Origin of the sequence: Saccharothrix longispora (assembly GCF_031455225.1) — a bacterium.
GTDB lineage: Bacteria > Actinomycetota > Actinomycetes > Mycobacteriales > Pseudonocardiaceae > Actinosynnema > Actinosynnema longispora.
Genome location: NZ_JAVDSG010000001.1, coordinates 6,481,239 through 6,502,760 on the forward strand (window position 1 = coordinate 6,481,239; position 21,522 = coordinate 6,502,760).

Annotated in this window: 23 protein-coding genes; 9 read left to right on the forward strand and 14 right to left on the reverse strand. The window is 72.3% G+C overall.

Annotated features, from left to right (window positions below):
- Window positions 1–31 precede the first annotated feature (31 nt).
- The 6 genes from J2S66_RS27660 to J2S66_RS27685 all read right to left on the reverse strand — a co-directional run bounded on the left by J2S66_RS27660 (window position 32) and on the right by J2S66_RS27685 (window position 4,341).
- A complete protein-coding gene (locus tag J2S66_RS27660) occupies window positions 32–796 on the reverse strand; it encodes an ESX secretion-associated protein EspG (RefSeq protein WP_310310197.1) in 765 nt (254 codons plus the stop codon).
- A gap of 1 nt (window position 797) precedes the next feature.
- Window positions 798–2,120, reverse strand: coding sequence for a PPE domain-containing protein (locus tag J2S66_RS27665; protein ID WP_310310198.1), 1,323 nt, complete (start codon window positions 2,118–2,120; stop codon window positions 798–800).
- Between the two features lie 9 nt (window positions 2,121–2,129).
- A complete protein-coding gene (locus tag J2S66_RS27670; protein ID WP_310310199.1) occupies window positions 2,130–2,741 on the reverse strand; it encodes a DUF3558 domain-containing protein in 612 nt (203 codons plus the stop codon).
- Window positions 2,725–3,180, reverse strand: a complete 456-nt coding sequence (locus tag J2S66_RS27675) for a hypothetical protein (RefSeq protein ID WP_310310200.1) — start codon at window positions 3,178–3,180, stop codon at window positions 2,725–2,727. The genes J2S66_RS27670 and J2S66_RS27675 overlap by 17 nt, the downstream gene beginning before the upstream one ends.
- 115 nt (window positions 3,181–3,295) lie before the next feature.
- A complete protein-coding gene (locus J2S66_RS27680; protein WP_310310201.1) occupies window positions 3,296–3,490 on the reverse strand; it encodes a DUF397 domain-containing protein in 195 nt (64 codons plus the stop codon).
- Window positions 3,487–4,341 (reverse strand): helix-turn-helix domain-containing protein, encoded by an 855-nt coding sequence (locus J2S66_RS27685; protein WP_310310202.1) that lies wholly within the window; start codon window positions 4,339–4,341, stop codon window positions 3,487–3,489. Before J2S66_RS27685 ends, J2S66_RS27680 begins: the two co-directional genes overlap by 4 nt.
- A gap of 109 nt (window positions 4,342–4,450) precedes the next feature.
- Here J2S66_RS27685 and J2S66_RS27690 point away from each other — a divergent pair, with 109 nt between their 5' ends.
- Both J2S66_RS27690 and J2S66_RS27695 read left to right on the forward strand, forming a co-directional pair.
- Window positions 4,451–4,702, forward strand: a complete 252-nt coding sequence (locus J2S66_RS27690) for a hypothetical protein (protein ID WP_310310203.1) — start codon at window positions 4,451–4,453, stop codon at window positions 4,700–4,702.
- A gap of 191 nt (window positions 4,703–4,893) precedes the next feature.
- The gene (locus J2S66_RS27695; protein ID WP_310310204.1) at window positions 4,894–5,814 is read left to right on the forward strand and encodes a tetratricopeptide repeat protein; all 921 of its coding nucleotides are present in this window, start codon (window positions 4,894–4,896) and stop codon (window positions 5,812–5,814) included.
- Between the two features lies 1 nt (window position 5,815).
- Here J2S66_RS27695 and purD read toward each other — a convergent pair whose 3' ends face one another.
- From purD to J2S66_RS27715, 4 genes are all read right to left on the reverse strand, one after another.
- Window positions 5,816–7,072 (reverse strand): phosphoribosylamine--glycine ligase, encoded by a 1,257-nt coding sequence (gene purD, locus J2S66_RS27700; RefSeq protein ID WP_310310205.1) that lies wholly within the window; start codon window positions 7,070–7,072, stop codon window positions 5,816–5,818.
- A 28-nt stretch (window positions 7,073–7,100) separates the two neighbouring features.
- Window positions 7,101–8,090: a TAXI family TRAP transporter solute-binding subunit gene (locus J2S66_RS27705; protein WP_310310206.1), complete on the reverse strand. Its 990-nt coding sequence runs from the start codon at window positions 8,088–8,090 to the stop codon at window positions 7,101–7,103.
- Window positions 8,083–10,131, reverse strand: coding sequence for a TRAP transporter permease (locus J2S66_RS27710; RefSeq protein WP_310310207.1), 2,049 nt, complete (start codon window positions 10,129–10,131; stop codon window positions 8,083–8,085). The genes J2S66_RS27705 and J2S66_RS27710 overlap by 8 nt, the downstream gene beginning before the upstream one ends.
- 98 nt (window positions 10,132–10,229) lie before the next feature.
- On the reverse strand, window positions 10,230–10,490 hold the full coding sequence (locus J2S66_RS27715) for a UBP-type zinc finger domain-containing protein (protein WP_306743948.1): 261 nt from the start codon (window positions 10,488–10,490) through the stop codon (window positions 10,230–10,232).
- A gap of 28 nt (window positions 10,491–10,518) precedes the next feature.
- Between J2S66_RS27715 and J2S66_RS27720 the strand changes: the two genes are divergently transcribed.
- The 3 genes from J2S66_RS27720 (at window position 10,519) to J2S66_RS27730 (ending at window position 14,094) form a co-directional block, all read left to right on the forward strand.
- Window positions 10,519–12,072: a Na+/H+ antiporter gene (locus J2S66_RS27720; protein ID WP_310310208.1), complete on the forward strand. Its 1,554-nt coding sequence runs from the start codon at window positions 10,519–10,521 to the stop codon at window positions 12,070–12,072.
- 117 nt (window positions 12,073–12,189) lie between these two features.
- The gene (locus J2S66_RS27725) at window positions 12,190–13,299 is read left to right on the forward strand and encodes a glycerophosphodiester phosphodiesterase (protein WP_310310209.1); all 1,110 of its coding nucleotides are present in this window, start codon (window positions 12,190–12,192) and stop codon (window positions 13,297–13,299) included.
- Between the two features lie 63 nt (window positions 13,300–13,362).
- Window positions 13,363–14,094 (forward strand): hypothetical protein, encoded by a 732-nt coding sequence (locus J2S66_RS27730; protein WP_310310210.1) that lies wholly within the window; start codon window positions 13,363–13,365, stop codon window positions 14,092–14,094.
- A gap of 44 nt (window positions 14,095–14,138) precedes the next feature.
- Here the strand turns inward: J2S66_RS27730 and J2S66_RS27735 are convergent, their stop codons facing one another.
- Window positions 14,139–15,314 carry an LLM class flavin-dependent oxidoreductase gene (locus J2S66_RS27735; RefSeq protein ID WP_310310211.1) on the reverse strand — a complete coding sequence of 392 codons (1,176 nt, stop codon included), beginning with the start codon at window positions 15,312–15,314 and terminating at the stop codon, window positions 14,139–14,141.
- A gap of 205 nt (window positions 15,315–15,519) precedes the next feature.
- Window positions 15,520–16,806: an adenylosuccinate synthase gene (locus tag J2S66_RS27740; RefSeq protein ID WP_310310212.1), complete on the reverse strand. Its 1,287-nt coding sequence runs from the start codon at window positions 16,804–16,806 to the stop codon at window positions 15,520–15,522.
- Window positions 16,807–16,880: 74 nt separating this feature from the next.
- On the opposite strand from J2S66_RS27740, the gene J2S66_RS27745 reads away from it, so the two are divergent.
- The 3 genes from J2S66_RS27745 (at window position 16,881) to J2S66_RS27755 (ending at window position 18,578) form a co-directional block, all read left to right on the forward strand.
- Window positions 16,881–17,558: a hypothetical protein gene (locus J2S66_RS27745; protein WP_374726139.1), complete on the forward strand. Its 678-nt coding sequence runs from the start codon at window positions 16,881–16,883 to the stop codon at window positions 17,556–17,558.
- Between the two features lie 110 nt (window positions 17,559–17,668).
- The gene (locus J2S66_RS27750) at window positions 17,669–18,310 is read left to right on the forward strand and encodes an HNH endonuclease family protein (RefSeq protein ID WP_310310214.1); all 642 of its coding nucleotides are present in this window, start codon (window positions 17,669–17,671) and stop codon (window positions 18,308–18,310) included.
- Window positions 18,311–18,329: 19 nt separating this feature from the next.
- On the forward strand, window positions 18,330–18,578 hold the full coding sequence (locus J2S66_RS27755; RefSeq protein ID WP_310310215.1) for a hypothetical protein: 249 nt from the start codon (window positions 18,330–18,332) through the stop codon (window positions 18,576–18,578).
- 22 nt (window positions 18,579–18,600) lie between these two features.
- Here J2S66_RS27755 and J2S66_RS27760 read toward each other — a convergent pair whose 3' ends face one another.
- Entirely contained in the window at window positions 18,601–19,683 is a 1,083-nt protein-coding gene (locus J2S66_RS27760; protein WP_310310216.1) for an FUSC family protein, read from the reverse strand.
- Between the two features lie 4 nt (window positions 19,684–19,687).
- Window positions 19,688–20,098, reverse strand: a complete 411-nt coding sequence (locus tag J2S66_RS27765; protein ID WP_310310217.1) for a DUF3151 domain-containing protein — start codon at window positions 20,096–20,098, stop codon at window positions 19,688–19,690.
- Between the two features lie 290 nt (window positions 20,099–20,388).
- On the opposite strand from J2S66_RS27765, the gene J2S66_RS27770 reads away from it, so the two are divergent.
- Window positions 20,389–21,498: a hypothetical protein gene (locus J2S66_RS27770; RefSeq protein ID WP_310310218.1), complete on the forward strand. Its 1,110-nt coding sequence runs from the start codon at window positions 20,389–20,391 to the stop codon at window positions 21,496–21,498.
- Window positions 21,499–21,522 lie beyond the last annotated feature (24 nt).

Genomic DNA, 21,522 nt, shown 5'->3' on the forward strand with positions numbered 1-21,522 from the left:
TGAAGCACCCCCAGGACCCCCCTGAAAGCGCTCAGACCTCCTGGAGCAGCTCCCAGACGCAGGCCGCGAGCCGGGCGTTGTCGATGGGTGTGATCGTGCTCCACTCGCGCCCGTCCGAACTGGGCCGCACCAGGTGCAGGTACCGGCCGGACGGGGTGTCGTGCCACGCCACCACCCGCGAGGCCCGGACGGGGGGCCCACCGACCTGGGCGCGTTCGGCGCCGAACTGGCCGCGCGTGCTCATCCCGTCGCACATGGCAGCCAGCTCCTGCGCCTCGTGCAGCGGCAACCCGTGCCGCTCCAGCGACAGCACCAGCTTCTCGGCGTCCCGGCCGGCCTCGTCGGACGCCTTGCGCAGCACGTCGTTCGGCAGGCTGATCGAACGCCCGTACCCGGCGGGCACCTCCCCGGCGACGGACACGGCGGCCTCGGCGAGCGCACTGGCGCGCGCCTCGATCAACCACACCTCGTCGCCGTCGACGACGGCGAGCAGCCCGTCCTCACCGGCGGACGCCGCGAGACCCTTGATCTTGCGGCGGTCCACCCACACCCACAGGTCGATCGACACCTGCGGGTTGGCGAGCAGCGCGAACGCGTCGGCCAACTCGGGCGTCAACCGCCGGTTCGCGGCCAGCCCGCGTGCGGCGAGCGACTGCCAGGCCCGGTCCACCAGCGCGGCCCGCTCGGTGTGCGTGACACCGGGACTGGGCACGTCCAGCGCGACACTGCGCCTGGCGAGCCGCTCGCCTTCCCACGCGACGTCGAACTCCAGGGTCGACAGGACGACCGTGCTCACTTCACTTCTTCTCGGGCTCGTCGCCGATGACCGACTGCACGACCATCCGCTCGTCACCGAAGACGTCGTCGGAGTCCACGCCGTACTTGCGCACGTGCTCCTCGTCCTCCTCGCCCTGGCCACCCCTCGCGGTGGCGGCGGGCTGCATCATCCCCGCACCGACGCCCTTGCCCGCGCCGGCGCCCGCGGCGCCGGGACGACCGGGCACGCGCTCGTCCGGGTCGATCATGCCGATCGTGGCCGAGACACCGGGCTTGCCGGTCAACGCGCCACCGGGCACACCGGGCACACCGCCCTTCGGGACGGAGCCGGCCCCGCCACCGGAACCACCCTTCCCGCCGGCCGCGCCCTCGGGCACCTTGGCCCCCGCGGGCACACCACCGCCGGACGGGTTGCGCACGACCCGCGCTCCGCGCGCGGCACCGGCCGCCAACCCGAGCGCCGCACCACCGGCGAGCCCCAACCCGAGCCCCAACCCGAGGTTCGACCCGCCGGCCTTGCCCAGCGCGGCGGGCGGCAGCACCGCCGAGCCGCCACCGGGCACGGTGGGCGCGATCCCCGTGACGGCACCGCCGGGAAGACCACCGGGCAGGCCACCGGGAAGACCGCCACCGGGCAACTGCGGCGGCAACCCGACCGTGCCACCGCCGGGCAGACCGCCGACCCCGCCACCGGGCAGCGACCCGGGCATGGCCCCCGGCACACCCGCGATCCCGCCACCGGGCTGGATCGCCGGCGCCACCGGCGTGCTGACGCTGGACGCGGACGTCACGTCGAACTGCGGCGGCTTGTTCATGCCCTGGTACTGGTTGAGCGCGTCGCGGCTCGCCTCGGTGTACTGGTCGAGCCCGCGGATGGTCTGCTCGCGCGCGGCCTGGGTCGCCTTGACCTCTTTCGCGTGGTCGGTCTCGTACCCGAAGAAGCCGCCCGCGTCGTCCCAGAAGTTCGTCTCCGTGTCGCCCTGCAACGTGGCGGGCTCCGGCATGCTGTTGCGGGTCTGGCTGTAGTTGGCCCCCTGCACGGCGGTGGCCTTGGAGTTCTGCTTGGCGGCATCGGTGCCGGACGTGGCCACGTCAGCCGACACGGTGACCGCCTTCCCGGCGTTGTCACCGGCCGCACCCTGCCAGTTGATGCCGAGCTTCTTCAGCTCGTCGCGCAACGTCTCGTCGGTCTCGTCCAACGTCGCCGCGAGCTGGCGCAACGCGTGCGAGGCATCGCTGAACCGCTGGGCCGCGTCGCCGCTCTGGAACTGCTGGACCAAGCCGGCCAACGCACCGTTGCTGTATCCCTCGAAGCGGTGGTCGGTGATCTGCCTGAAGCTCATGCCTCCCCCTTACTTCAAGGTCTGCAACGTCGTCAGCGCCAACTCCGCACCCTTGACCACGTTCTGGCACATCTGTTCCTGGGTGAAGCCGTCACCGATTGGGAAGAAAGAGATGAAGAACTGCTGCCCCTCGGCCACGTCGATCGCCAAGGCGCAGTCGCCGGTCGTGGTGCCAGCCAGCCTGACCTCGTAGGCGCCGTACCCGCTTACGGTCTTCTGGGCGACGTCCAAGTTACCGGAGCCCTCCCAGTAACCGACGCCCTCGTTCGCGACGAGGGCGACCTCATAGCTGTACAGCGGGCGGCTGTTCGCCCGGAAACTGCACGCAGGCGAGTCCTTGCCCTTGACCACGTCCTGCGTGCCGGGCTTGGCGTTGTCGATCCCGAGTTCCTCCTGCTGCTCCGTGGTCAACACGGAACACGCGTCGGGGATGCCCTCGAGCTTCAGCTCCTGCGGGCGTTTCGGGAACGCCACCGTGGGCACGCTCGAACCGGTCGACTCGGGTGCGGCACTCGTTGTGGTCTGTGGCTTGGGATCGCCCGAGGTACTCGGAGAGCAGCCCGCCAACACAGCGGCACCGGCCACCGCGAGTACGACCAGCCCTCTACTGCTTCGAAGCACTCGCCGCTCCCATTGCCGCCACGACCTCTTCTTCCGTGTGGCCGTACTGCTTGGCCGTCGCGCGGAGCTGCTCCACGAGTCCAGCCAGGCTGTCGATGTACTGCTCGATCCGGCGGGCGTAGGAATCCTCGGAGTCCACCAAGCGGTCGTTCCAAGCGGCAGCGATGTCGCTGTTGAGCTTGTCCATGCCGCTGACGCTGATCCGCAGGTCGCCGTAGGCGTCGTAGAGACGTTCCCGCAGTTCCTCGACGCGCGTGTTTATGATCTTGCCCGCTTCGAGGACGGTGCGCTCGCTAACCTCGAACTTCTGGCTGGAACCGGGGCCCGAGGCCATCGTGTCGCTCAGGCGCTTCTCCGCCGCGAACACCTCGCCGACCGCCTTGCCGATGGCTCCGCCTATGCCGGCGACGGCACCCAGTAGGCCGTTCTCCTCTGCCACGACGTCCTACCCCCGTACGGTCGGTGACTGGTCGGTCCCGGTCCGAGGCTACCAACGACCGCGTGAACCGGGCCTGAGGTTGGACGAAGCCGCACCCCTGTCGGTTCCCGCTGGATCAGACGTCCCGGACACCGGCCTTGACGGTCTCGACGAGCCGAGCGAAGGCCGCGACCGGGACGACCAGTGTTCCGGCGGTGGGGGCTTTGCTGTCGCGGACGGCCCGGCCAGCGGGTACGACCGCGCACTCGACGCACTGGTTGGCCCCACCACTGCGACTGCTCTTCCGCCAGTTGACGAGTGCTTCGGTCATCGGTCCCCCAACTCCTGCCGGATGGTGCGCAACAACTCGACGGTCCTGGTGACGTCCAGGGCTTGCCGCGCGGCCGACGCGAACGAGGCCCGCAACCTTTCGACGTCTCCAGGATCATCCACGATCGAGTCGCCCCCGACGTACTCCAATCCGACGAACGGGGCGTCCAGTGGGTCGTTGAAGCGGAGGATGCTGACCGCCCCCGCCATCGTGGGGTACTCGCCGGCCCCGAAGGGGAGCACCTGGACGGTGATGTTGTCCCGCTCGGCCAATTCCAGCAGGTGGTCGACCTGCTCGGCCATCACCTCCGCGCCACCGACGACGCGGCGCACGGCGGCTTCGTCCAGGACGGCGTGCACGACCAGGGGGTCCGGCCCGGCGATGCGCCGCTGCCGCGCCACCCGTGACTCGACGAACTTCTCCGCGTCGACCACGCCGCCGATCGACGCGCCGTTCGCGGTGATCGCCAGCGCGTACCGCCGGGACTGGAGCAGGCCGGGGACGAGGGTCGGGGAGATGATGTCGAGCGCCACCGCCTCGGTCTCCATCCGCAGGTACGCCTGGAACTTCTTCGGCACCGCACCGGCCAGCGGGAGCCGCGTGCCGTCCTGCTTGGCGTCCTCCCACTTCTGGAGCGCGTGCTCGCGCTCGTCGTCCGAGGCGTTGTAGTAGGCGAGCAGCACCTCGACCTCGGCGAGGCTGGGCAGGGTCTGCCCGGACTCGGTGCGGCTGATCGTGGACTGGGCCTTGCGGATGCGTCGGGCCGCGTCCTCGGCGGAGAGGCCGGCGCGCTCGCGGAACTGCCGCAGCAGCGAGCCGACCCGTCGCTTCCGCGTCGTCTGGTACGGCACGGTGATCCTTTCCGAACGACTTCGAGCACCTTAGTGGCGTCCACCGCCCGACCATGTCACTCAATCGTGTAATACCGGCTGTGGATATCCAGAGGATATGTTCCTTTATGTGAGTGCAGAAACCACGCAGGGCGGTATGTGGGTGGCAGTGGCCGACGACGGTCCGATCAAGCTCGGTGTCGAGCCGGAAGCGCGAAGGGCCGAGATCACGTTCTTCGGGTCGTTCGAGGTAAGCCTCAGCCTGAGCGAGCGGTCCATCTCCCGGTGCCAGGCCCTCTGCGCCGAAGCCCTGCGCGAGATGCGCGCCGTCGGCGACGACCCGGAGCGCTCGTGGATGCAGCCGGCCGCGCCGTCGGGGTGACGGTGGCACCCGGAGGGGAAGGTCGTCGCTCTCGCGGCGGTCCTGGTGCCGGCGGCGGGTGTCGCTCGGCCCGGACGAGCGCTGGGCCGGCACCGACCCCGACGAGTTCGGCCGGGAGTTCGCGTCCGCCGCGGAGCGCCTCGCCGACGAGGTGCGGGAGCGCGTCCGACACCGCTCGATAAAGTCCGCGCATGCCTTCCCGTGCGGAGCTGATCCGCGACGCCCAGGACCTGGAAGCCTCTCTCGACGAGTTCCCCGACGAGCGTGACGACATCCTGCTGGAAGCCGCCGAGGCGTGGCGGGCGGCGGGCGAGCACGAGCGCGCCCTGGCCTTGCTGGGCGAGGCCGTTGACCAGGGTGGTGAGAGCGGGGCCGAGGCGAGGGTCGCGCTGGCCGACGCGCTGTTCGACCTGGGCCGGGTCGAGGAGGCCGAGGCGGCGTTGGAGGAGCTGCGCCGCTCGCGCCCGGCAACCCCCTACCCGTACCAGTTGGCAGCGGAGCTGGTGCAGGAGCGGGGTGACCTCGAACAGGCGGCGCACTGGTACGACATGGCGGCGGCCAGGCTGACCGACGAGGAGTTGGAAGGCTTGCGGGAGGAGCTGGGATTCCTGTCGATCGCGCACAGCATCGTGGCCGGTCGGCGGCGGGTGCGGGAGGCGCTGGGTCTGCCGCCGGACCGGTTGGACGAGTCCGCGGCCACCTCCGATGAGGTTCCGGACGTGTTGGCCCGGCTGACCGGGCGGCTCACGCCCGCGCCGCCGCGCACGCGGGTCCTGTTCTGGACGCGCGACGGGCTCGCCGAGGCCCACCGCCGGTGGCCGGAGCTGGTCCAGGACGACGACGTCGCCGCTGTGGTGCGCGACCGCGAGCTGGCCAACCGGGAGTTGGCCGCGACGAGCACCGGGAAGATCACGATGGTGCTGATGAGCGCGGACGGCCTGGCCGGGTTCGCGGAGCGGACCGGCGGCGACCCCGCTTCGGCGGCGACGCGGGCGGCCTTCGCGGAGGAGGTCGTCGCCGCGGGCGGCGAGGTCGCCTGGCCGCCCGCGCGCAACGACAGGTGCTGGTGCGGTTCGGCCGCCAAGTACAAGAAGTGCTGCGGCCGGCCGTGACCTACGGGACCTCGACCACGCCCTCCGCCGCGCGCAGCGCGATGTCGGTCCGGTGGTGCGAACCGGTCAGGTGGACCGCCCCCACGCGCCGGTAGGCGTCTGAGCGGGCTTCGGCCAGGGTGGCGCCCGTGCCGACCACCGACAGGACCCGGCCGCCGGTGGAGACGACCGCGCCGTCCTCGCGGCGGCGGGTGCCGGCGTGGAGGACGCCCTCGGCTTCCGCCCCGCCCACCACGTCGCCGGTGCGCGGCAGGCCGGGGTAGCCCTCGGCGGCGACCACGACGGTCACCGCGTAGCCCTCGGACCAGTCCAGCGGGGGGGCCGCGGCCAGTTCGCCCACCGCGGCGGCGTGGAAGAGGGCTGCCAGCGGGGTGCGCAGCAGTGCGACCACGGCCTGGGTCTCGGGGTCGCCGAAGCGGCAGTTGAACTCGATGACCTGGGGGCCCGTCGAGGTCAGGGCCAGGCCCGCGTACAGCAGGCCGGTGAACGGGGTGTCGCGACGGGCCAGTTCGTCCACGACCGGTTGCACGCAGGTCGACACGATCGTGTCGACCAGGTCGGCCCGGGCCCACGGGAGCGGGGCGTAGGCGCCCATGCCGCCGGTGTTCGGGCCGGCGTCGCCGTCACCCACCCGCTTGAAGTCCTGCGCGGGCAGCAACGGCACCACGGTGGCACCGTCCACCAGGCAGAACAGGGACACCTCGGGGCCGTCCAGGAACGACTCCAGCAGCACCGGGTGGCCGTGGTCGAGCAGGGTCATGGCGTGGGCGCGGGCCACGGCGCGGTCGGCGGTGACGACCACGCCCTTGCCCGCGGCCAGGCCGTCGTCCTTCACGACCCACGTGGGGCCGAAGCGGTTGAGCGCCGCGTCGAGGCGGGCCGGGTTGTCGACGACCTCGGACGTCGCGGTGGGCACGCCGGCCGCGGCCATGACGTCCTTCGCGAACGCCTTCGAGCCCTCGATGCGGGCCGCCGCGGCGGACGGGCCGAAGCAGGCGACGCCCGCGGCGCGCACGGCGTCCGCCGCACCCGCCACCAGGGGCTGCTCCGGCCCGACCACGACGAGGTCGGCCTTCCACTCCTGCGCCAGCGCCGCGACCGCCGCGCCGTCGGTGACGTCGACCCCGTAGGTCTCCGCCACCCCGGCGATGCCGGCGTTGCCGGGCGCGCACGCCAAGGCGATCACCGAGGGGTCCCGCGACAAGGCGAGGACTAGGGCATGTTCACGGGCGCCAGACCCGATGACCAGGACACGCACGGTGCGGAAGCCTAGATGACCCGGCCGGTCACCCGCCCAGTGCGTCCAGCGAGCCGGGGTGCAGCGGCACGGGACCGGTCTCGCGGGCCTGGTCCCGGGAGATGTCCTTGGCCGCCGGGTGCACGACTTCCAGGTCTGCCTTCCGGTCGAACAGCAGCTTCGTCACGGCGCACGCGTCGCCCCGGGGGAAGTCCTCCCGCACGAGCAGCACGTTGGGCACCACGACCGTCGGCACGTCGGCCGGCTGCCCGTAGGCGGCGGCCGGGATGACGCCCCGGTCGTACACCTCGTTGACCTCCTTGAGCGCGTCGAGCTGCGGCGTGATGTCGAGGAACCGCACGTCGTCGCCCAGCGACGTGGTCAGGTCGGTGATCTGCGCGGTCGGCAGGCCGCCGGACCAGACGAGGCCGTCGAGGCTGCCGTCCTTCATGCCGTCGGCGGTCTTGGCGAGGTCGAGGCGCTGCGCCTGCACGTCGGTGTCGATGTCGAGCCCGGCGGCCTCGAGCAGGCGGGTCGCGATGACCTCGGTGCCGGACTTCGGCGAACCGGTGGAGATCCGCTTGCCGCGCAGGTCGGCGACGGAGGAGATGCCGGCGTCGGCGCGCACCAGCACCTGCGTGTAGTTCTGGTAGAGCCTGGTCAGGGCCTGCACCTTCTGCGGCTTGCCGTCGAACGCGCCCTTGCCGGCGACGGCGTCGGCGGCGGTGTCGGCGAGCGAGAACGCCACGTCGTAGTCGTTCGCGACGAGCTGCTGGATGTTCTGCACGGACGCGCCGGTCTCGGCCGCGGTGGCCTTGAGCGCGGTGTTGTCGCTGATCAGCTTGGCCAGGCCGCCGCCGACGACGTAGTACACGCCGCCGGAGTTGCCGGTGGCGATGGTGATGCGGCCGTCGCCGGCCTCGCAGGCGGCCCCGTCGGAGCCCGCCGACGCGTCCGGGGTGCGCTTGCCGCCGCACCCGGCGACGACGAGCCCGACCGAGAGCACGCCCACGACGGTCTTGAACGCCCAGCTACGCATGCTGTTCCTTCCTCCTCCGGACGAGGTGCACCACCACCGCGGCGGCCAGGAGGCCCAGGCCGACGGCGACGGTGACCGGTTGCAGGTAGAGCAGGGCGAGGGCCCCGAGCGCGCACAGCGCGCGTTCCGGCCACCGCGCGGGGCCGAACAGCCAGCCGCCGGTGAGCACGGCGAGCGCCGCCACCCCGAGGGCCGACGCGACGAACACCCAGAGGGCGTCGAGGAGCGGGGTCCGCAGCAGCAGGCCCGCGCCGTTCTCGGTGAGCACGAACGCGAGCGGCACGAGGAACGCGGGCAGCGTGTACTTCCAGGTCCGCCACATGGTCTTCACCACGTCGCCGCCGGTGATGGCGGCGGCGGCGACGGCGGCGAGCGCGGTCGGCGGCGTCACCTCGGACAGCACCGCGTAGTAGAAGATGAACATGGCCGCTTCCTCGCGGGCCACGCCCAGTTCGATCAGCGCGGGCCCGATCACGACCCACGCGATGATGAACGACGCGGTCACCGGCACGGCGAGCCCGAGCAGGCTCACCGCGACCGCCGCGAGCACGGCGGTGACCACCAGCACCGCGGTCGGGTTCGAGGAGATCGCGCCCGCGACGTCGACCAGCGCCGACGCCAGTTCCTGGCCGAGCCCGGTCTTGGTGATGGTGGACGTGATCACGCCCGCCGCGGCGCACACCGCGATCACCGGCAGCGCGGACCGCACGCCGGTGGCCAGCGAGTCGGCCAGGTCGAGCAGCCACCCGCGCACGTCGCCGCGCCGGGCGATCAGCGCGAACGCGGCGGCCACGCCGGTGGCGTAGACGACGGCCGAGTAGACCGGGATGTCCAGGGCGAGGAACAGCACGATCACGCCGAGGGACAGGAAGTGGTAGCCGCCGCGCTTGAGCAGCGTCCACGGGCCGGGCGCGTCGATCTCCACCGGCTTCGCGCCGAACCGCCGGGCGTCGACCTCCACGGCGAGCGCGATGCCCAGGTAGTACAGCAGCGTCGGCAGGATCGCCCACACCAGCACCTGGAGGTACGAGGTCTCCAGGTACTCGGCGATGATGAACGCCGCCGCGCCGAGGGTCGGCGGGGACAGGATGGCGCCGATGCCGGACGCGGCGAGCAGGCCGCCCGCGTTCTCCCTCGGGTAGCCGGCCTCGCGCAGCATCGGCCACGTCACCGCGCCGAGCGACACGGTGGTGGCGGTGCCCGAGCCGGACACGGTGCCGAGCAGGAACCCGGCGGTGGCGGCGGTGCGGCCGGGTGCGGTGCGCGACTTGCGGAACGCGGAGAAGCTGATGTCGACGAAGAACGCGCCCGCGCCGGAGGCGTTGAGCACCGAGCCGTAGATGGTGAACAGCACGATGTACGTGGCGGCGACGTCGAGCGGCGTGCCGTAGAACCCGGTGGCGTCGTTGTAGAAGCCGTTGATGATCTGTCCGAAGTCGACGCCCGCGTGGGAGATCGCCCAGGACGGCGGCAGGAACCCGCCGTAGTAGGCGAACGCGATGAACGCCAGGCACACGACGGGCAGCACCCACCCGGTGGTGCGCCGGCACGCCTCCAGGACCAGGACCAGCAGCAGCGTCCCGGCGAGCACGTCGAGGTCGGTCAGCTGCCCCTGCCGGTCGAGGAACGCGTCGAAGCCCCCGAACAGCGGGTACGCGCCGACCGCGAACGCCACCGCGGCGAACGCCCAGTCGAGGGGACCCGGGTCGTCGCCGGCCGCCCAATCGCGTCGGGCACCGTCACGTCGGGCACCGTCACGTCGGGCACCGTCACGCCGCCCGCGCGGCCGGTAGCACAGGAAGACGAGCGGCAGCGTGACCGCCAGGAACACCACCAGGTAGTACTGGCCGCCCTTGGCGAACGGCCAGAACACCTGCTTGAGCACGAGCAGCGCGACGGCGACCCCCGCCACCCGCACTCCCAGGTCCCACCGACGGGACAGGGCGCGCGACGGGCGCTCCTCGTCGTGCTCGGCGATCAGCCGGTCGACCTCTGCGGTGCCGGTGGCGGCGTCGCCCCCCGGCTGCGGTTTCGTGGCCACGCGCACCCCTTCGTGTCGCGCTCGATCGAGCGCTCCCGAAGCTATCCGTGTCGCGGGTCACAGCCATAGGTCGACCGGCTAAAGGGACTGTAAAGCCGTCACACGACCCGGTTGTCCACGTAGCACCAGCGCCAGTCCTCGCCCGGCTCGAACGACCGGATCACGGGGTGGTGCTCGGCGCGGAAGTGCGCGGTCGCGTGCCGGCGCGGGCTGGAGTCGCAGCACGCCACGTGCCCGCAGCCCAGGCAGATCCGCAGGTGCGCCCAGGTGCGCTCCCCCGCGGCGAGGCAGTCCGCGCACCCGTCGGCGCTGTCCGGCGACACCTCGGCGGGCAGGTCCGACACGTGAGGACAGGTCATACCCGCCATCATCGCGCAGGATTGCGGCATGCACGGACCCGCACTGCTCCTGCTGCTCGTCGGCGCGCTGCTGGTGACGGCGGTCGCCAAGCGGCTGGGCTGGTCGTCGCCGCTCGTCCTCGTCGGCGTCGGCCTCGCCGTGTCGTTCATCCCCGGGCTGCCGGAGTTCGCCCTGGAACCGGAGCTGATCCTGGTCCTGGTGATCCCGCCGCTGCTGTACTCGGCGGCGCTGGACAGCTCCTACCACAACTTCCGCGCGAACCTGCGGCCGATCGGGCTGCTCGCCGTGGGGCTGGTGCTGGCGACCACGCTCGCGGTCGGCTGGGTGGCGCACCTGGCGCTGCCGGGCCTGCCGCTGTGGTCGGCGCTCGCGCTGGGCGCGGTGGTCGCCCCGCCGGACGCGGTGGCGGCGGTGGCGGTCGGGCGCAGGCTGAACCTGCCGCGCCGCACCATGACCCTGCTCACCGGCGAGAGCCTGATCAACGACGCGACCGCGCTGACCGCGTACAAGGTGGCCGTCGCGGCGGCGGCCGGCGCGACCGCCACGTGGGCGTCGGGCGCCGGCACGTTCCTGGTCAGCGCGGGCGGCGGCGTGGTCGTCGGGTTGGTCGTCGGGGTGGCCGTGCGGTGGGTGCGCGACCGGTTGGACGACGGCGTCCTGGGGAGCGCGCTGGGCATGCTGGTGCCGTTCGGCGCGTACCTCCTCGCCGAGGAGCTGCACGCGTCCGGCGTGCTCGCGGTCGTCGTGGCCGGGCTCTACATCGGGCACCACGCGCCGCGCGGCTCGTACTACACGCGCCTGCAGGACACGGCGGTGTGGCGGTCGGTGGACGTGCTGCTGGAGTCGTTCGTGTTCGCCCTGATCGGGTTGCAGCTCAAGACGGTCGTGGCCGCCGTGGACGTCACGCCCGCGCTGGTGCGGGGCGCGGCGGCGGTGCTGGGGGCGACGGTCCTCGTGCGGTTCGCCTGGATGTACCCGGCCGCGTACCTGCCCCGGTTGCTGTCGCGGCGCGTCCGGGAGCGCGAGCCCGCGCCGGGGTGGCGCGGCGTCACGGTGATCTCGTGGGCCGGGATGCGGGGCGTGGTGTCGCTGGCCGCCGCGGCGGCGCTGCCGCTGGACCTGCCGGGCCGCGACGTGATCGTGTTCTGCGCGTTCGCGGTCACCGTGGGGACGCTGCTGGCGCAGGGCACGACGCTGCCGCTCGTCATCCGCGTGCTGGGCCACCGGGGCGACGAGGCGCGGGCCGACGCGCTGGCCGAGGCGCAGGTGCAGCACGCGGCGGCGCAGGCGGCGGTGGCCCGGCTCGACGAGGTGACCGGCGACGGCGGCACCGCGCCCGAGCACGTCGTGGAGCGGCTGCGGATCATGGCCGAGCAGCGGGGCAACGCGGCGTGGGAGCGGCTCGGGCGGCAGGACGACGAGTCGCCCGCCGCGTCGTACCGGCGGCTGCGGCGGACCATGCTCGACGCCGAGCGCCAGGTGTTCGTCGAGGCCAGGGACGAGGGCCGGATCGACGACGAGGTGCTGTTCCGGGTGCTGCGCGAACTGGACCTGGAGGAGGCCGCCATCTCCCGGGAGTGACGGCGGGAGCCCGAGGCGTTCACCGTGACGTGATCTCCGGTTCGCCCTACGGTGACCGGGACGTCGCGGTGCGCGACGAGGCTGCCGCGCGTCTGGGTTCTCTACGGGAGGTCGGCGATGGTGCGGACGAGGTTCGTCGGGGCGGCGCTCGCGGCGCTGGTGGTGGCCGGGGTGGCGGCAGTCCTGCCCACCGGCTCGGCCAGTGGCGACGACCGCGTGGAGGTGTCGCGCAAGGGCCCGCTGGTGATCGGCCACCGCGGCGCGTCGGGCTACCGCCCGGAGCACACGCTGGCGGCGTACGAGCTGGCCGCGCGGATGGGCGCGGACTACGTGGAGCCGGACCTGGTCGTCACCAAGGACGGCAAGCTCGTCGCGCGGCACGAGAACGAGATCGGCGGCACCACCGACGTCGCCGCGCACCCGGAGTTCGCCGCGCGGAAGACCACCAAGGTCGTCGACGGCGTGCCGATCACCGGCTGGTTCACCGAGGACTTCACGCTCGCCGAGCTGAAGACGCTGCGCGCGGTGGAGCGCATCCCGGACGTCCGACCGCGCAACGCGCTCTACGACGGCCGGTTCGAGATCCCCACCTTCGAGGAGGTGGTCGAGCTGAGCCGGCGGCTGTCCCGCGAGCTGGGGCGCGACATCGGCCTCTACCCCGAGACCAAGCACCCCACGTACTTCCAGGACATCGGCCTGCCCCTGGAGCCGCGCCTGGTCGACGTGCTCAACCGCAAGGGCCTCAACCGGCACGGCGCCAAGGTGTACGTGCAGTCCTTCGAGGTGGCCAACCTCAAGGCGCTCAAGCGCGAGCTGCGCGTGCCGCTCGTGCAGCTGGTCAGCGGCTCCGGTGCGCCGTACGACTTCGTGAAGGCCGGCGACAAGCGCACCTACAGCGACCTCGTGACCCCCGCGGGCCTGCGGGAGATCCGCACGTACGCGTCCGGCATCGGCGCGGAGAAGAGCCGCATCATCCCGCGCGACGCCGCCGGCCGCCTGACGACGCCGACGACCCTGGTGCGCGACGCCCACACGCGCGGGCTGGTCGTGCACGCGTGGACGTTCCGCAACGAGAACGCGTTCCTGCCGGCCGACTTCCGCACCTCCACCGACCCGGCCGCCTACGGGCGCGCGTTCGGCGAGTACGCGGCGTTCTACGCCACCGGCCTCGACGGCGTGTTCGCCGACAACCCGGACACCGCCGTGGAAGCCCGCAACGGCCGATAGCCGGCTCCCGGTCCGGTCCGACAGGGTGGACGGTCTGTCGGACCGGACCAGGGGAGGGCATGCATGGATCGGAAGGACGTGAAAGAGGTCTTCGCGGCGGTGAAGGCGCTCACGACCGTGGCTGATCGAGCGAAGGCGGGAACCCGGGCCAAGGAGTTGGACGAGGTGGTCGACACGCTGCTCGGCTTGGTGGGCCCGATCCCCCAGGATTGGGTGCATGGTCTGCTGGACATCAGTTCCGACGACGTGCGGGAGCTGACCACGATCGGTGTCCTGACCAAGGAGAGCGGCGGGTACGCCCCTCGGCGGTTGGGTGATGTGCAGCGGTTGACAGCACTCCTGCGGGATCGACGCGACTATGTGGAACGCATTCGCTGGTGGCTCGATGACCGCGAGGTGCTCATCGCCGTGTCAAAGGCGGAGGAGTTCGCCCCCGAAAGTCATCTCACCGGCCTGCGGGGCGGGCGGCGGCGGAATTTCGAGCGCTGGCTCGTCGAACTTCCTCGTCTGAAGCCCGGGCAGGTCGACGGTTACCGGATCACCGGTTCCACCCAACGGTTGTGCGTCGTCCGGGTGGAGGAGCAGGAGGTGGTCGTGTCGTTCCCGGACAAGGGTGAGCCAACTGCCCTCATGTCGTGGAAACAGATCGAGAAATACGACTTCGTGCACCGGTTGGCCAGGAAGGACAAGTCGTGGAGCAGGCGTCGCGAACCCAATCCGAACAGTAGTGGAGAGCTGCGCGGGTGGTCCGCCGATCTGGAGAAGGTGGCTCTCCGCGTCGCGGCACTGGTCTGACCGCACCGCGTGCCGGGGCCGGCAACCGACCCCGGCACGAGCGGTCAGGAACCCTCGACCGCCACCGCGCCCGCCCGGGCGGCCACGTCGAGTTCCACCGGCGCGCCGCGCCCACCGGTCGGGGCGAGCAGGCCCCGCGCCGCCAGGACCGGCCGGACGCCCTCGCCGAACCAGTACGCCTCCTCCAGGTGCGGGTGGCCGGAGAGCACGAACTCGTCCACGCCGAGCGTGTGGTACTCCTCGACCAGGTCCGCGACCTCCTCGTGGCTGCCGACCAGGGCCGTGCCCGCGCCGCCGCGCACCAGGCCGATGCCGGCCCACAGGCCAGGGTGCACCTCCAGCCCTCGCACGCCCCTGGACAGGTCGCCACCGTGCAGGGCGGCCATGCGCTGCTGCCCCACGGACCCGGAGGCGCGCAGCTGCCGCTGGGCCCGCGCCACCTGCGCCGGGTCCAGGGCCTCCAGCAGCTTCTCCGCCTCCCGCCACGCCTCGGCGGAGGTGTCGCGGCTGATCGCGTGCAGCCGGACGCCGAACCGGATCGGGCGGTCGCCCGCCAGCTCGCGGACGCGGTGGATCTTCTCCGCCACCTGCGCCGGGGGTTCGCCCCAGGTCAGGTAGACGTCGGCGCGCCGGGCGGCCACCGGGAGGGCCGCGTCGGACGAGCCGCCGAAGTAGATCGGCGGCACGGGGTCGGGCACGCCCATGACCGTGCCGCCCGCGATCCGGTAGTGCACGCCCTCGAAGTCGACCGGCCGGCCCGACCACGCGGCGCGCACGACGTGCAGGAACTCGTCCGTGCGGGCATAGCGCTGGTCGTGGTCGAGCCAGTCGCCGAACCGGCGCTGCTCGACCTCGTCGCCGCCGGTCACCACGTTGAGCAGCAGCCTGCCCCGCGAGATCCGCTGGTAGGTCGCGGCCATCTGGGCGGCCAGGGTCGGCGAGAGGACGCCGGGCCGGAGGGCCACCAGGAACTTCAGGGTGGACGTGCGGGCGATCAGCGCGGCGGTGGTGAGCCACGCGTCCTCGCACCACGTGCCGGTGGGCGTCAGCACGCCCTCGAAGCCGTTGCGCTCGGCGGCCTGCGCGACCTCGGCCAGGTAGTCGACGTCCGGGTCGCGCTGGGCGGCGGCGGCCCCGGGCGAGCTGTTCGCGTGGAAGCGCTCGACGACCGTGCGGCCGTCACCGGACGTGGGCAGGAACCAGTGCAGTACGACGCTCATGACAGCTCCCCCTGGAAGCGGGTGTCCGCGAATTCCTCGAAGTCCACCTCGCCCGGCACCGTGCCGTCCGCACGCGTGGTCGAGCGCTGATCGGCGGACCCGAGTTTTCGTCGTGCCCCGGAGGGAAGTCAACGCGTCCCGGATCGTGAAAGCGCCCCCGCCCCCGATCGCTTCGGGGGGCGGGGGCGCTTTTCGCGGAAGGGGATCAGATGATCCGGTGCCGCACGATGGTCTGGTCGCGGCCGGGACCGACGCCGATCGCGGACATCCGGGCGCCGGAGATCTCCTCCAGGTGCTCGACGTACGCGCGGGCGTTCGCGGGCAGCTCCTCGAACGTCCGGCACGCGCTGATGTCCTCGAACCAGCCCGGCAGCTCCTCGTACACCGGCACGGCGTGGTGCACGTCGGTCTGCGTCATCGGCATGTCGTCGACGCGCTCGCCGTCGATCGTGTAGCCGACGCACACCGGCACCTTCTCCAGCCCGGACAGCACGTCCAGCTTGGTGAGGAAGTAGTCGGTGATGCCGTTGACCCGGGCCGCGTAGCGGGCGATCACGGCGTCGAACCAGCCGGTGCGCCGCGAGCGGCCCGTGGTGACGCCGAACTCGCCGCCGGTCTTGCGCAGGTGCTCGCCCATGTCGTCGTTCAGCTCGGTCGGGAACGGGCCCGAGCCGACGCGCGTGGTGTACGCCTTGAGGATGCCGATGACCGTGGTGATCCGGGTCGGCCCGATGCCCGAGCCCGCCGAGGCGCCGCCCGACGTCGGGTTGGACGAGGTCACGAACGGGTAGGTGCCGTGGTCGACGTCCAGCAGGGTGCCCTGCGAGCCCTCCAGCAGCACGGTCTCGCCGCGCTCCAGCGCCTGGTTGAGCAGCAGGCGGGTGTCGGCGATGCGGTTCGCGAACTTCGCGCCGTGCTCCAGCACGTTGTCCACGATCTCGTCGGCGTCGAGCGCCTTGCGGTTGTAGACCTTGACCAGCACCTGGTTCTTGAAGTCCAGGGCGGCCTCGACCTTCTGCCGCAGGATCTTCTCGTCGAGCAGGTCCTGGGCGCGCACGCCGACGCGGGCGATCTTGTCCTGGTAGCACGGGCCGATGCCGCGACCGGTGGTGCCGATCTTGGCCTTGCCCAGGTAGCGCTCGGTGACCTTATCGATGGCCACGTGGTAGGGCATGATCAGGTGCGCGTCAGCGGAGATGATCAAACTGCTGGTGTCCACGCCCTGCGCGTCCAGGCCGGCCAGCTCGTCCAGCAGCACGGCGGGGTCGACCACGACGCCGTTGCCGATGACGCTCGTCACACCGGGCGTGAGGATGCCGGACGGGATCAGGTGCAGGGCGAACTTCTGCCCGTCGGGCAGCACGACGGTGTGCCCGGCGTTGTTGCCGCCCTGGTAGCGGACGACCCACTGCACGCGGTCACCGAGCAGGTCCGTGGCCTTGCCCTTGCCCTCATCGCCCCACTGGGCACCGATCAGCACGACGGCCGGCATGTGAAACTCCAAGCGGTAGGACGGATGGTTGCAAGGGCAAGAGCGAATGCCGGTGCTTGAGGGTAGACCAGGAGATGAAGGTGCGCGGAATCGTGCTGGCCTGCGGAAACTCGCAGTCGCCAATGATCACTGACGGTGACCGGCTGGAGGTCCGCCGTACGGCCGCACGACCGGGGAAGTCCGAGGTGGACCCGGTTGTCGCCGAACTGGGTGACGCCCGTCTCGTGGTGCACGGCACGGACGCGGACCTCAACGCGGTGGTGCTGCGACTGCTGAGGACCGAACGTCTGGCGGACACCCCGGTGGGGTACGTGCCTTCGGACCCGGCTTCGGAGGTGGCGCGGCTGTGGGGCCTGCCGACCGACCCGGGCCGGGCGCTCGACCTCGCCCTGTCCGGTGACCCCGACCGGGTGTCCCTCGTGCGCAACGACGTCGGCGGCGTGCTCGTCGGCCTCGGCTCGCTGGGCCCGGTCCGCGGTGTCGGCTACGGCGACGACACGGTCGTGCTGCGCGGGCAGGCGAGCCGGATCGAGGTGACCCCCGACCCCGACAACGGGCTCGGCCTGCTCGTGCACGTGGTCCACAAGCGGCTGCTCACGCGGAAGGTGCGGACGACGTCCGCGCGGGCGTTCCAGCTCGGGTGCCTGCCCGTGCAGGTGGAGTCCGACGGCGTGGCGCACCCCCGTCCGATGGGCAAGTGGACGTGGTACCGCCACACGGAGGACCTCCGGCTCGTCCGCGGGGTGCAGTGACGGAGGAATTTCCCCATTCGCCGTCCGGGTGTCACGGGAAAGCGTTGTATAAGGCCGGCTGATTACCCCAAGGTAATTCCGACAGCTTCCACACCAGGAAGGTCGGAATTATGTCAACGGTCAAGAGAACCGCACGATTCTCGATCTTTTCCCTGCTCCTGGCGAGTGCGCTGGTCCTGGGTCTGGCGAACTCCGCGCAGGCGACGCCACCGGGTATTCCGAGCACCGGCACCGCCCTGTCGGAACTGGCCGCGCTCACGGTGGCGACCGAGGGGTCGTCCTCGGGCTACTCGCGGGACAAGTTCCCGCACTGGACCACCGTCTCGGGCACCTGCAACACCCGTGAGCAGGTGCTCAAGCGCGACGGCACGGGCGTGGTCACCGATTCGAACTGCGCCGCCACGTCGGGCCGCTGGTACAGCCCGTACGACGGGGCGACCTGGACGGCGGCCTCCGACGTGGACATCGACCACGTCGTGCCGCTCGCCGAGGCGTGGCGCTCGGGCGCGTCGTCGTGGACGACGGCCAAGCGCCAGTCGTTCGCGAACGACCTGGGCGGACCGCAGCTCATCGCCGTCACGGACAACGTCAACCAGGCGAAGGGCGACCAGGACCCGGCCCGGTGGAAGCCTCCGCTGAGCTCCTACTGGTGCACCTACGCCAAGATGTGGACGCGGTCGAAGCACAAGTGGGGTTTGACGCTGGACTCCGCGGAGAAGTCTGCGTTGCAGAGCATGCTCGGCGGGTGTTGATTTCTGGGAGCTGATCCGGGTGGCCGAACGCTCGTCCCTGTTCGTGGCGGGTCCCGGTGGCGTGATGACCGACGAGGTCGGCGTCGTCACCGGTGACCTCGAACTGCGCACCACCCTGGAACGCGGCGCGCTGCGCGCCGAGGTCCGCTACGAGGGCGCGGAGGAGTGGTACGCCGTGACCGGCGCGTCGTGCCGCCTCGCGGACCCCCGCGACCACGACGCCGTGCACGCCGTCCTGCTCGGCGTGCTCGACCGACCGGAGGGCTGAGCCCGCCGCCCCTGACCGCGCGTCAGTTCCTGCGCGTCAGGGGCGGCAGCGACTCCACCGCCTCCGCCCGCGACAGGCCGGTGGCCTGGAGCAGGTCCACCGCGACCGACCGGACCTGGGCCAGCACCACCCTCGTGGAGAAGCCCTCGCCGCCCAGCACGTGCGTCGTGCTGCCGGCCGCCGCGCACACCGCGGCCCGGGCCCGCACCGGCTCGTCACCGCGTTGCAGCTCGTCGCGCAGCACGTCGACCGCCTCCGCGTACCGCCGCAGCACGTCGGGCAGCACGTCGGGCACGGGCTCGTCGTCGCGCAGCGCCGCCAACGCCCTGCGGGCCAGCACGCGGGTGTTGCGCAGCGCGTAGTCCACCGGCGTCGCGGCCGTCCCGTACCGGCCCAGCTCGTGCCGCCGCCGGCGGCGGATCGGCGCGATGGTGGCGATCTCGCCACCGGTCTTGAGCGCGTCCCTGAACTCGTCCACCGCGTCCTGGCTGTCCCGCAGCCGCGCCAGCACGCCGGCGGCCCGCACCGCGTCCCGCCCGGCCACCGCGTCCGCGACGCCGCGCAGGGCGGTGGACAGCTCGCCGAGCACCACCTTCGCCTGCCGGTGCGCCACGGTCAGCGGGTTCGCGGGCAGCAGCGCCGTCACCGCGAGCCCGACGAGCCCGCCGACCAGCGCGTCCACCATCCGGTCGAGCCCGCCGCCCGCGCTGGGCGGCAGCAGCGTGGCCACCAGCACGGCCGACGACCCGGCCTGGAGCGCGATGACCGCGCCGCCGTCCAGCAGCACGGCGGCGGACATCGCCAGGGCGACGACCAGCGCGATCTGCCACGGTCCGGAGCCGATGAGCGAGATCAGCACGTCGCCGACCCCGACGCCCACCGCCACGCCCACGACCAGCTCGACGACCCGCCGCAGCCGCTGCCCCAGCGAGACGCCGAGGCAGACGACGGCGGCGATCGGCGCGAAGAACGGGCGGGGGTGGCCGACGACCTCGGTGGCGACCAGCCAGGAGAAGCCGGCGGCGAGTGCGGCCTGCGCGATCGGCAGGGCCGTGCTCCGCCACCGCTTCAGCCTGCGCGCCACCTCGTCGCGCACGGCCCCCACGCCGTCAGGCCAGGCCGAGGGCGGCGGGCGCCGCGGGGTCGCTGTCGGCCAGGAACTCGCGGCACCGCTTGTGCTCGTCGGTCTCGCCGATCCCGTCCGCGGCACGGGCCAGCGCGGCGAGGGCGCGCAGGAAGCCCTGGTTGGGGCGGTGCGACCAGGGGATGGGGCCGTGCCCCTTCCACCCGGCGCGGCGGAGCTGGTCGAGGCCGCGGTGGTAGCCGGTGCGCGCGTAGGCGTACGCGGCGACGGGGTCGCCGGTCTGCAGCGCGCGCTCCGCGAGCAGCGCCCACGCCTCGCTGAAGTCGGGGTACGCGCGGACGATCTTGGCCGGGTCGGTGCCGGCCTCGGCGGCGGCCTGCGCCTCCGGCCGGTCGGGCAGCATCGCGGGGGCGGGACCTCCGAGCAGGTTTTCCATGCGGTCAGGATAGGAACACCCGGGCGACCGCAGCGACCAGTGCCAGCACGAGCGCGGCCACGACGACCCCGGCCACGACCCTCTTGCCCATCTCGACGCTCCAGGACTCTCAGTGGACTCTCAGCGGGGGCACCTTCCCGCGCTGGGCTGGACAGAGCAACGAAACTCACCTGTTAGGGTCAATTCGCGCGGGAAAGCGCAGCTCACATTCACCCCTAGGGGAAACCACCAGCATGAAACCGGGGGACAGCACCCTTCCGGCCACACCGGCCGGGCCGCATCATGGGCGGGTGAACACGGGGGTCATCGAGCGCGTCACGCAGTTCCGCGACCAGTACTGGGAGCGCGGCGAACCCGGCCGCGACACCCCGCCGCGGCTCGCCGCGGCCCTGTACCACCTGTGGCTGGGCGGCCTGCTGCTCAAGCTGCTCGGCTCGTCGTGGGACGTGGCGTGGCACTTCAAGTGGCTGCGCGACGAGCTGGCCCCGCCGCACATGCTCAACACGGCGGGCACCGTGATCGTCGTCGCGCTCACCCTGTTCCACACCTACACGGGCTACGGCGCGGACCGCACGGCGCTGCGCCTGATGCAGTGGGGCACCGGCGTCTTCCTCGTCGCGCTGCCGATCGACCTGATCAACCACCGGGTCAACGGCCTGGACATCACGTCGTGGAGCGGCTCGCACGCCCTGCTCTACCTGGGCACCGCGATCATGCTGGCGGGCGCGATCCGCGGCTGGCTGCGGCTCTACCCGGACACCCGGTGGCGCCTGCCCGGCCTCGCCGCGCTGTGGTTCTTCTTCCTGGAGAACGCCTGGTTCCCCAACCAGCACCAGGAGTACGGCGTCCTGGAGATCGCCTCGTGGGACCGCGGCGACCCGTACGCCGAGCCGATCCTGCTCCAGTTCGCCGCCGACCAGATCGGCCGCCCGGTGGACCGCGCGTCGATCGTCCAGTTCTCGCTGCCCATCGCGGACTGGGTCTACCCGGTGTGGGGCCTGGTGGCCGCCGCGCTCGTGCTCCTCGTCGCCCGCCGCACGATCGGCAGGCGCTGGGCCGCCACCGCCGTCGCCGCGGGCTACGTGGCCTACCGCTGCCTGATCTGGCCGCTGCTGGCCGGCGCCGACTTCCCGCTGTCCGCCGTGCCGCTGTTCCTGGTCCTGATCGGCCTGGCCGTCGACGCCGCCCACCTCGGCCGCGTGCCGGCGCCGGTGGCCGCCGTCCTGGGCGCCGCCGCCGTCACCGGCCTGGGTTACGGGGGCATCTGGCTCCAGCAGTCCCTCGACGCGGCGCCGCCGATCCTCTACCCCTCGGCCTTCGCGACGTTCGCGCTGCTCGCGGCGCTGTGGGTGGCGGCGGACCGGTTCCGGGTGGGACGGCCGGCCGGAAGCCCCTCCTGACGGCCTGACCCCGCCCGACCCCGC

Excerpts from the sequence above, each read along its gene's own strand:
- J2S66_RS27665 (WP_310310198.1), bottom strand. The coding sequence starts at position 2,120 with ATGAGCTTCAGGCAGATCACCGACCACCGCTTCGAGGGATACAGCAAC.
- J2S66_RS27680 (WP_310310201.1), bottom strand. The coding sequence starts at position 3,490 with ATGACCGAAGCACTCGTCAACTGGCGGAAGAGCAGTCGCAGTGGTGGG.
- J2S66_RS27695 (WP_310310204.1), top strand. The coding sequence starts at position 4,894 with ATGCCTTCCCGTGCGGAGCTGATCCGCGACGCCCAGGACCTGGAAGCC.
- J2S66_RS27705 (WP_310310206.1), bottom strand. The coding sequence starts at position 8,090 with ATGCGTAGCTGGGCGTTCAAGACCGTCGTGGGCGTGCTCTCGGTCGGG.
- J2S66_RS27715 (WP_306743948.1), bottom strand. The coding sequence starts at position 10,490 with ATGACCTGTCCTCACGTGTCGGACCTGCCCGCCGAGGTGTCGCCGGAC.
- J2S66_RS27720 (WP_310310208.1), top strand. The coding sequence starts at position 10,519 with ATGCACGGACCCGCACTGCTCCTGCTGCTCGTCGGCGCGCTGCTGGTG.
- J2S66_RS27725 (WP_310310209.1), top strand. The coding sequence starts at position 12,190 with ATGGTGCGGACGAGGTTCGTCGGGGCGGCGCTCGCGGCGCTGGTGGTG.
- J2S66_RS27730 (WP_310310210.1), top strand. The coding sequence starts at position 13,363 with ATGGATCGGAAGGACGTGAAAGAGGTCTTCGCGGCGGTGAAGGCGCTC.
- J2S66_RS27735 (WP_310310211.1), bottom strand. The coding sequence starts at position 15,314 with ATGAGCGTCGTACTGCACTGGTTCCTGCCCACGTCCGGTGACGGCCGC.
- J2S66_RS27740 (WP_310310212.1), bottom strand. The coding sequence starts at position 16,806 with ATGCCGGCCGTCGTGCTGATCGGTGCCCAGTGGGGCGATGAGGGCAAG.
- J2S66_RS27745 (WP_374726139.1), top strand. The coding sequence starts at position 16,881 with ATGAAGGTGCGCGGAATCGTGCTGGCCTGCGGAAACTCGCAGTCGCCA.
- J2S66_RS27750 (WP_310310214.1), top strand. The coding sequence starts at position 17,669 with ATGTCAACGGTCAAGAGAACCGCACGATTCTCGATCTTTTCCCTGCTC.
- J2S66_RS27765 (WP_310310217.1), bottom strand. The coding sequence starts at position 20,098 with ATGGAAAACCTGCTCGGAGGTCCCGCCCCCGCGATGCTGCCCGACCGG.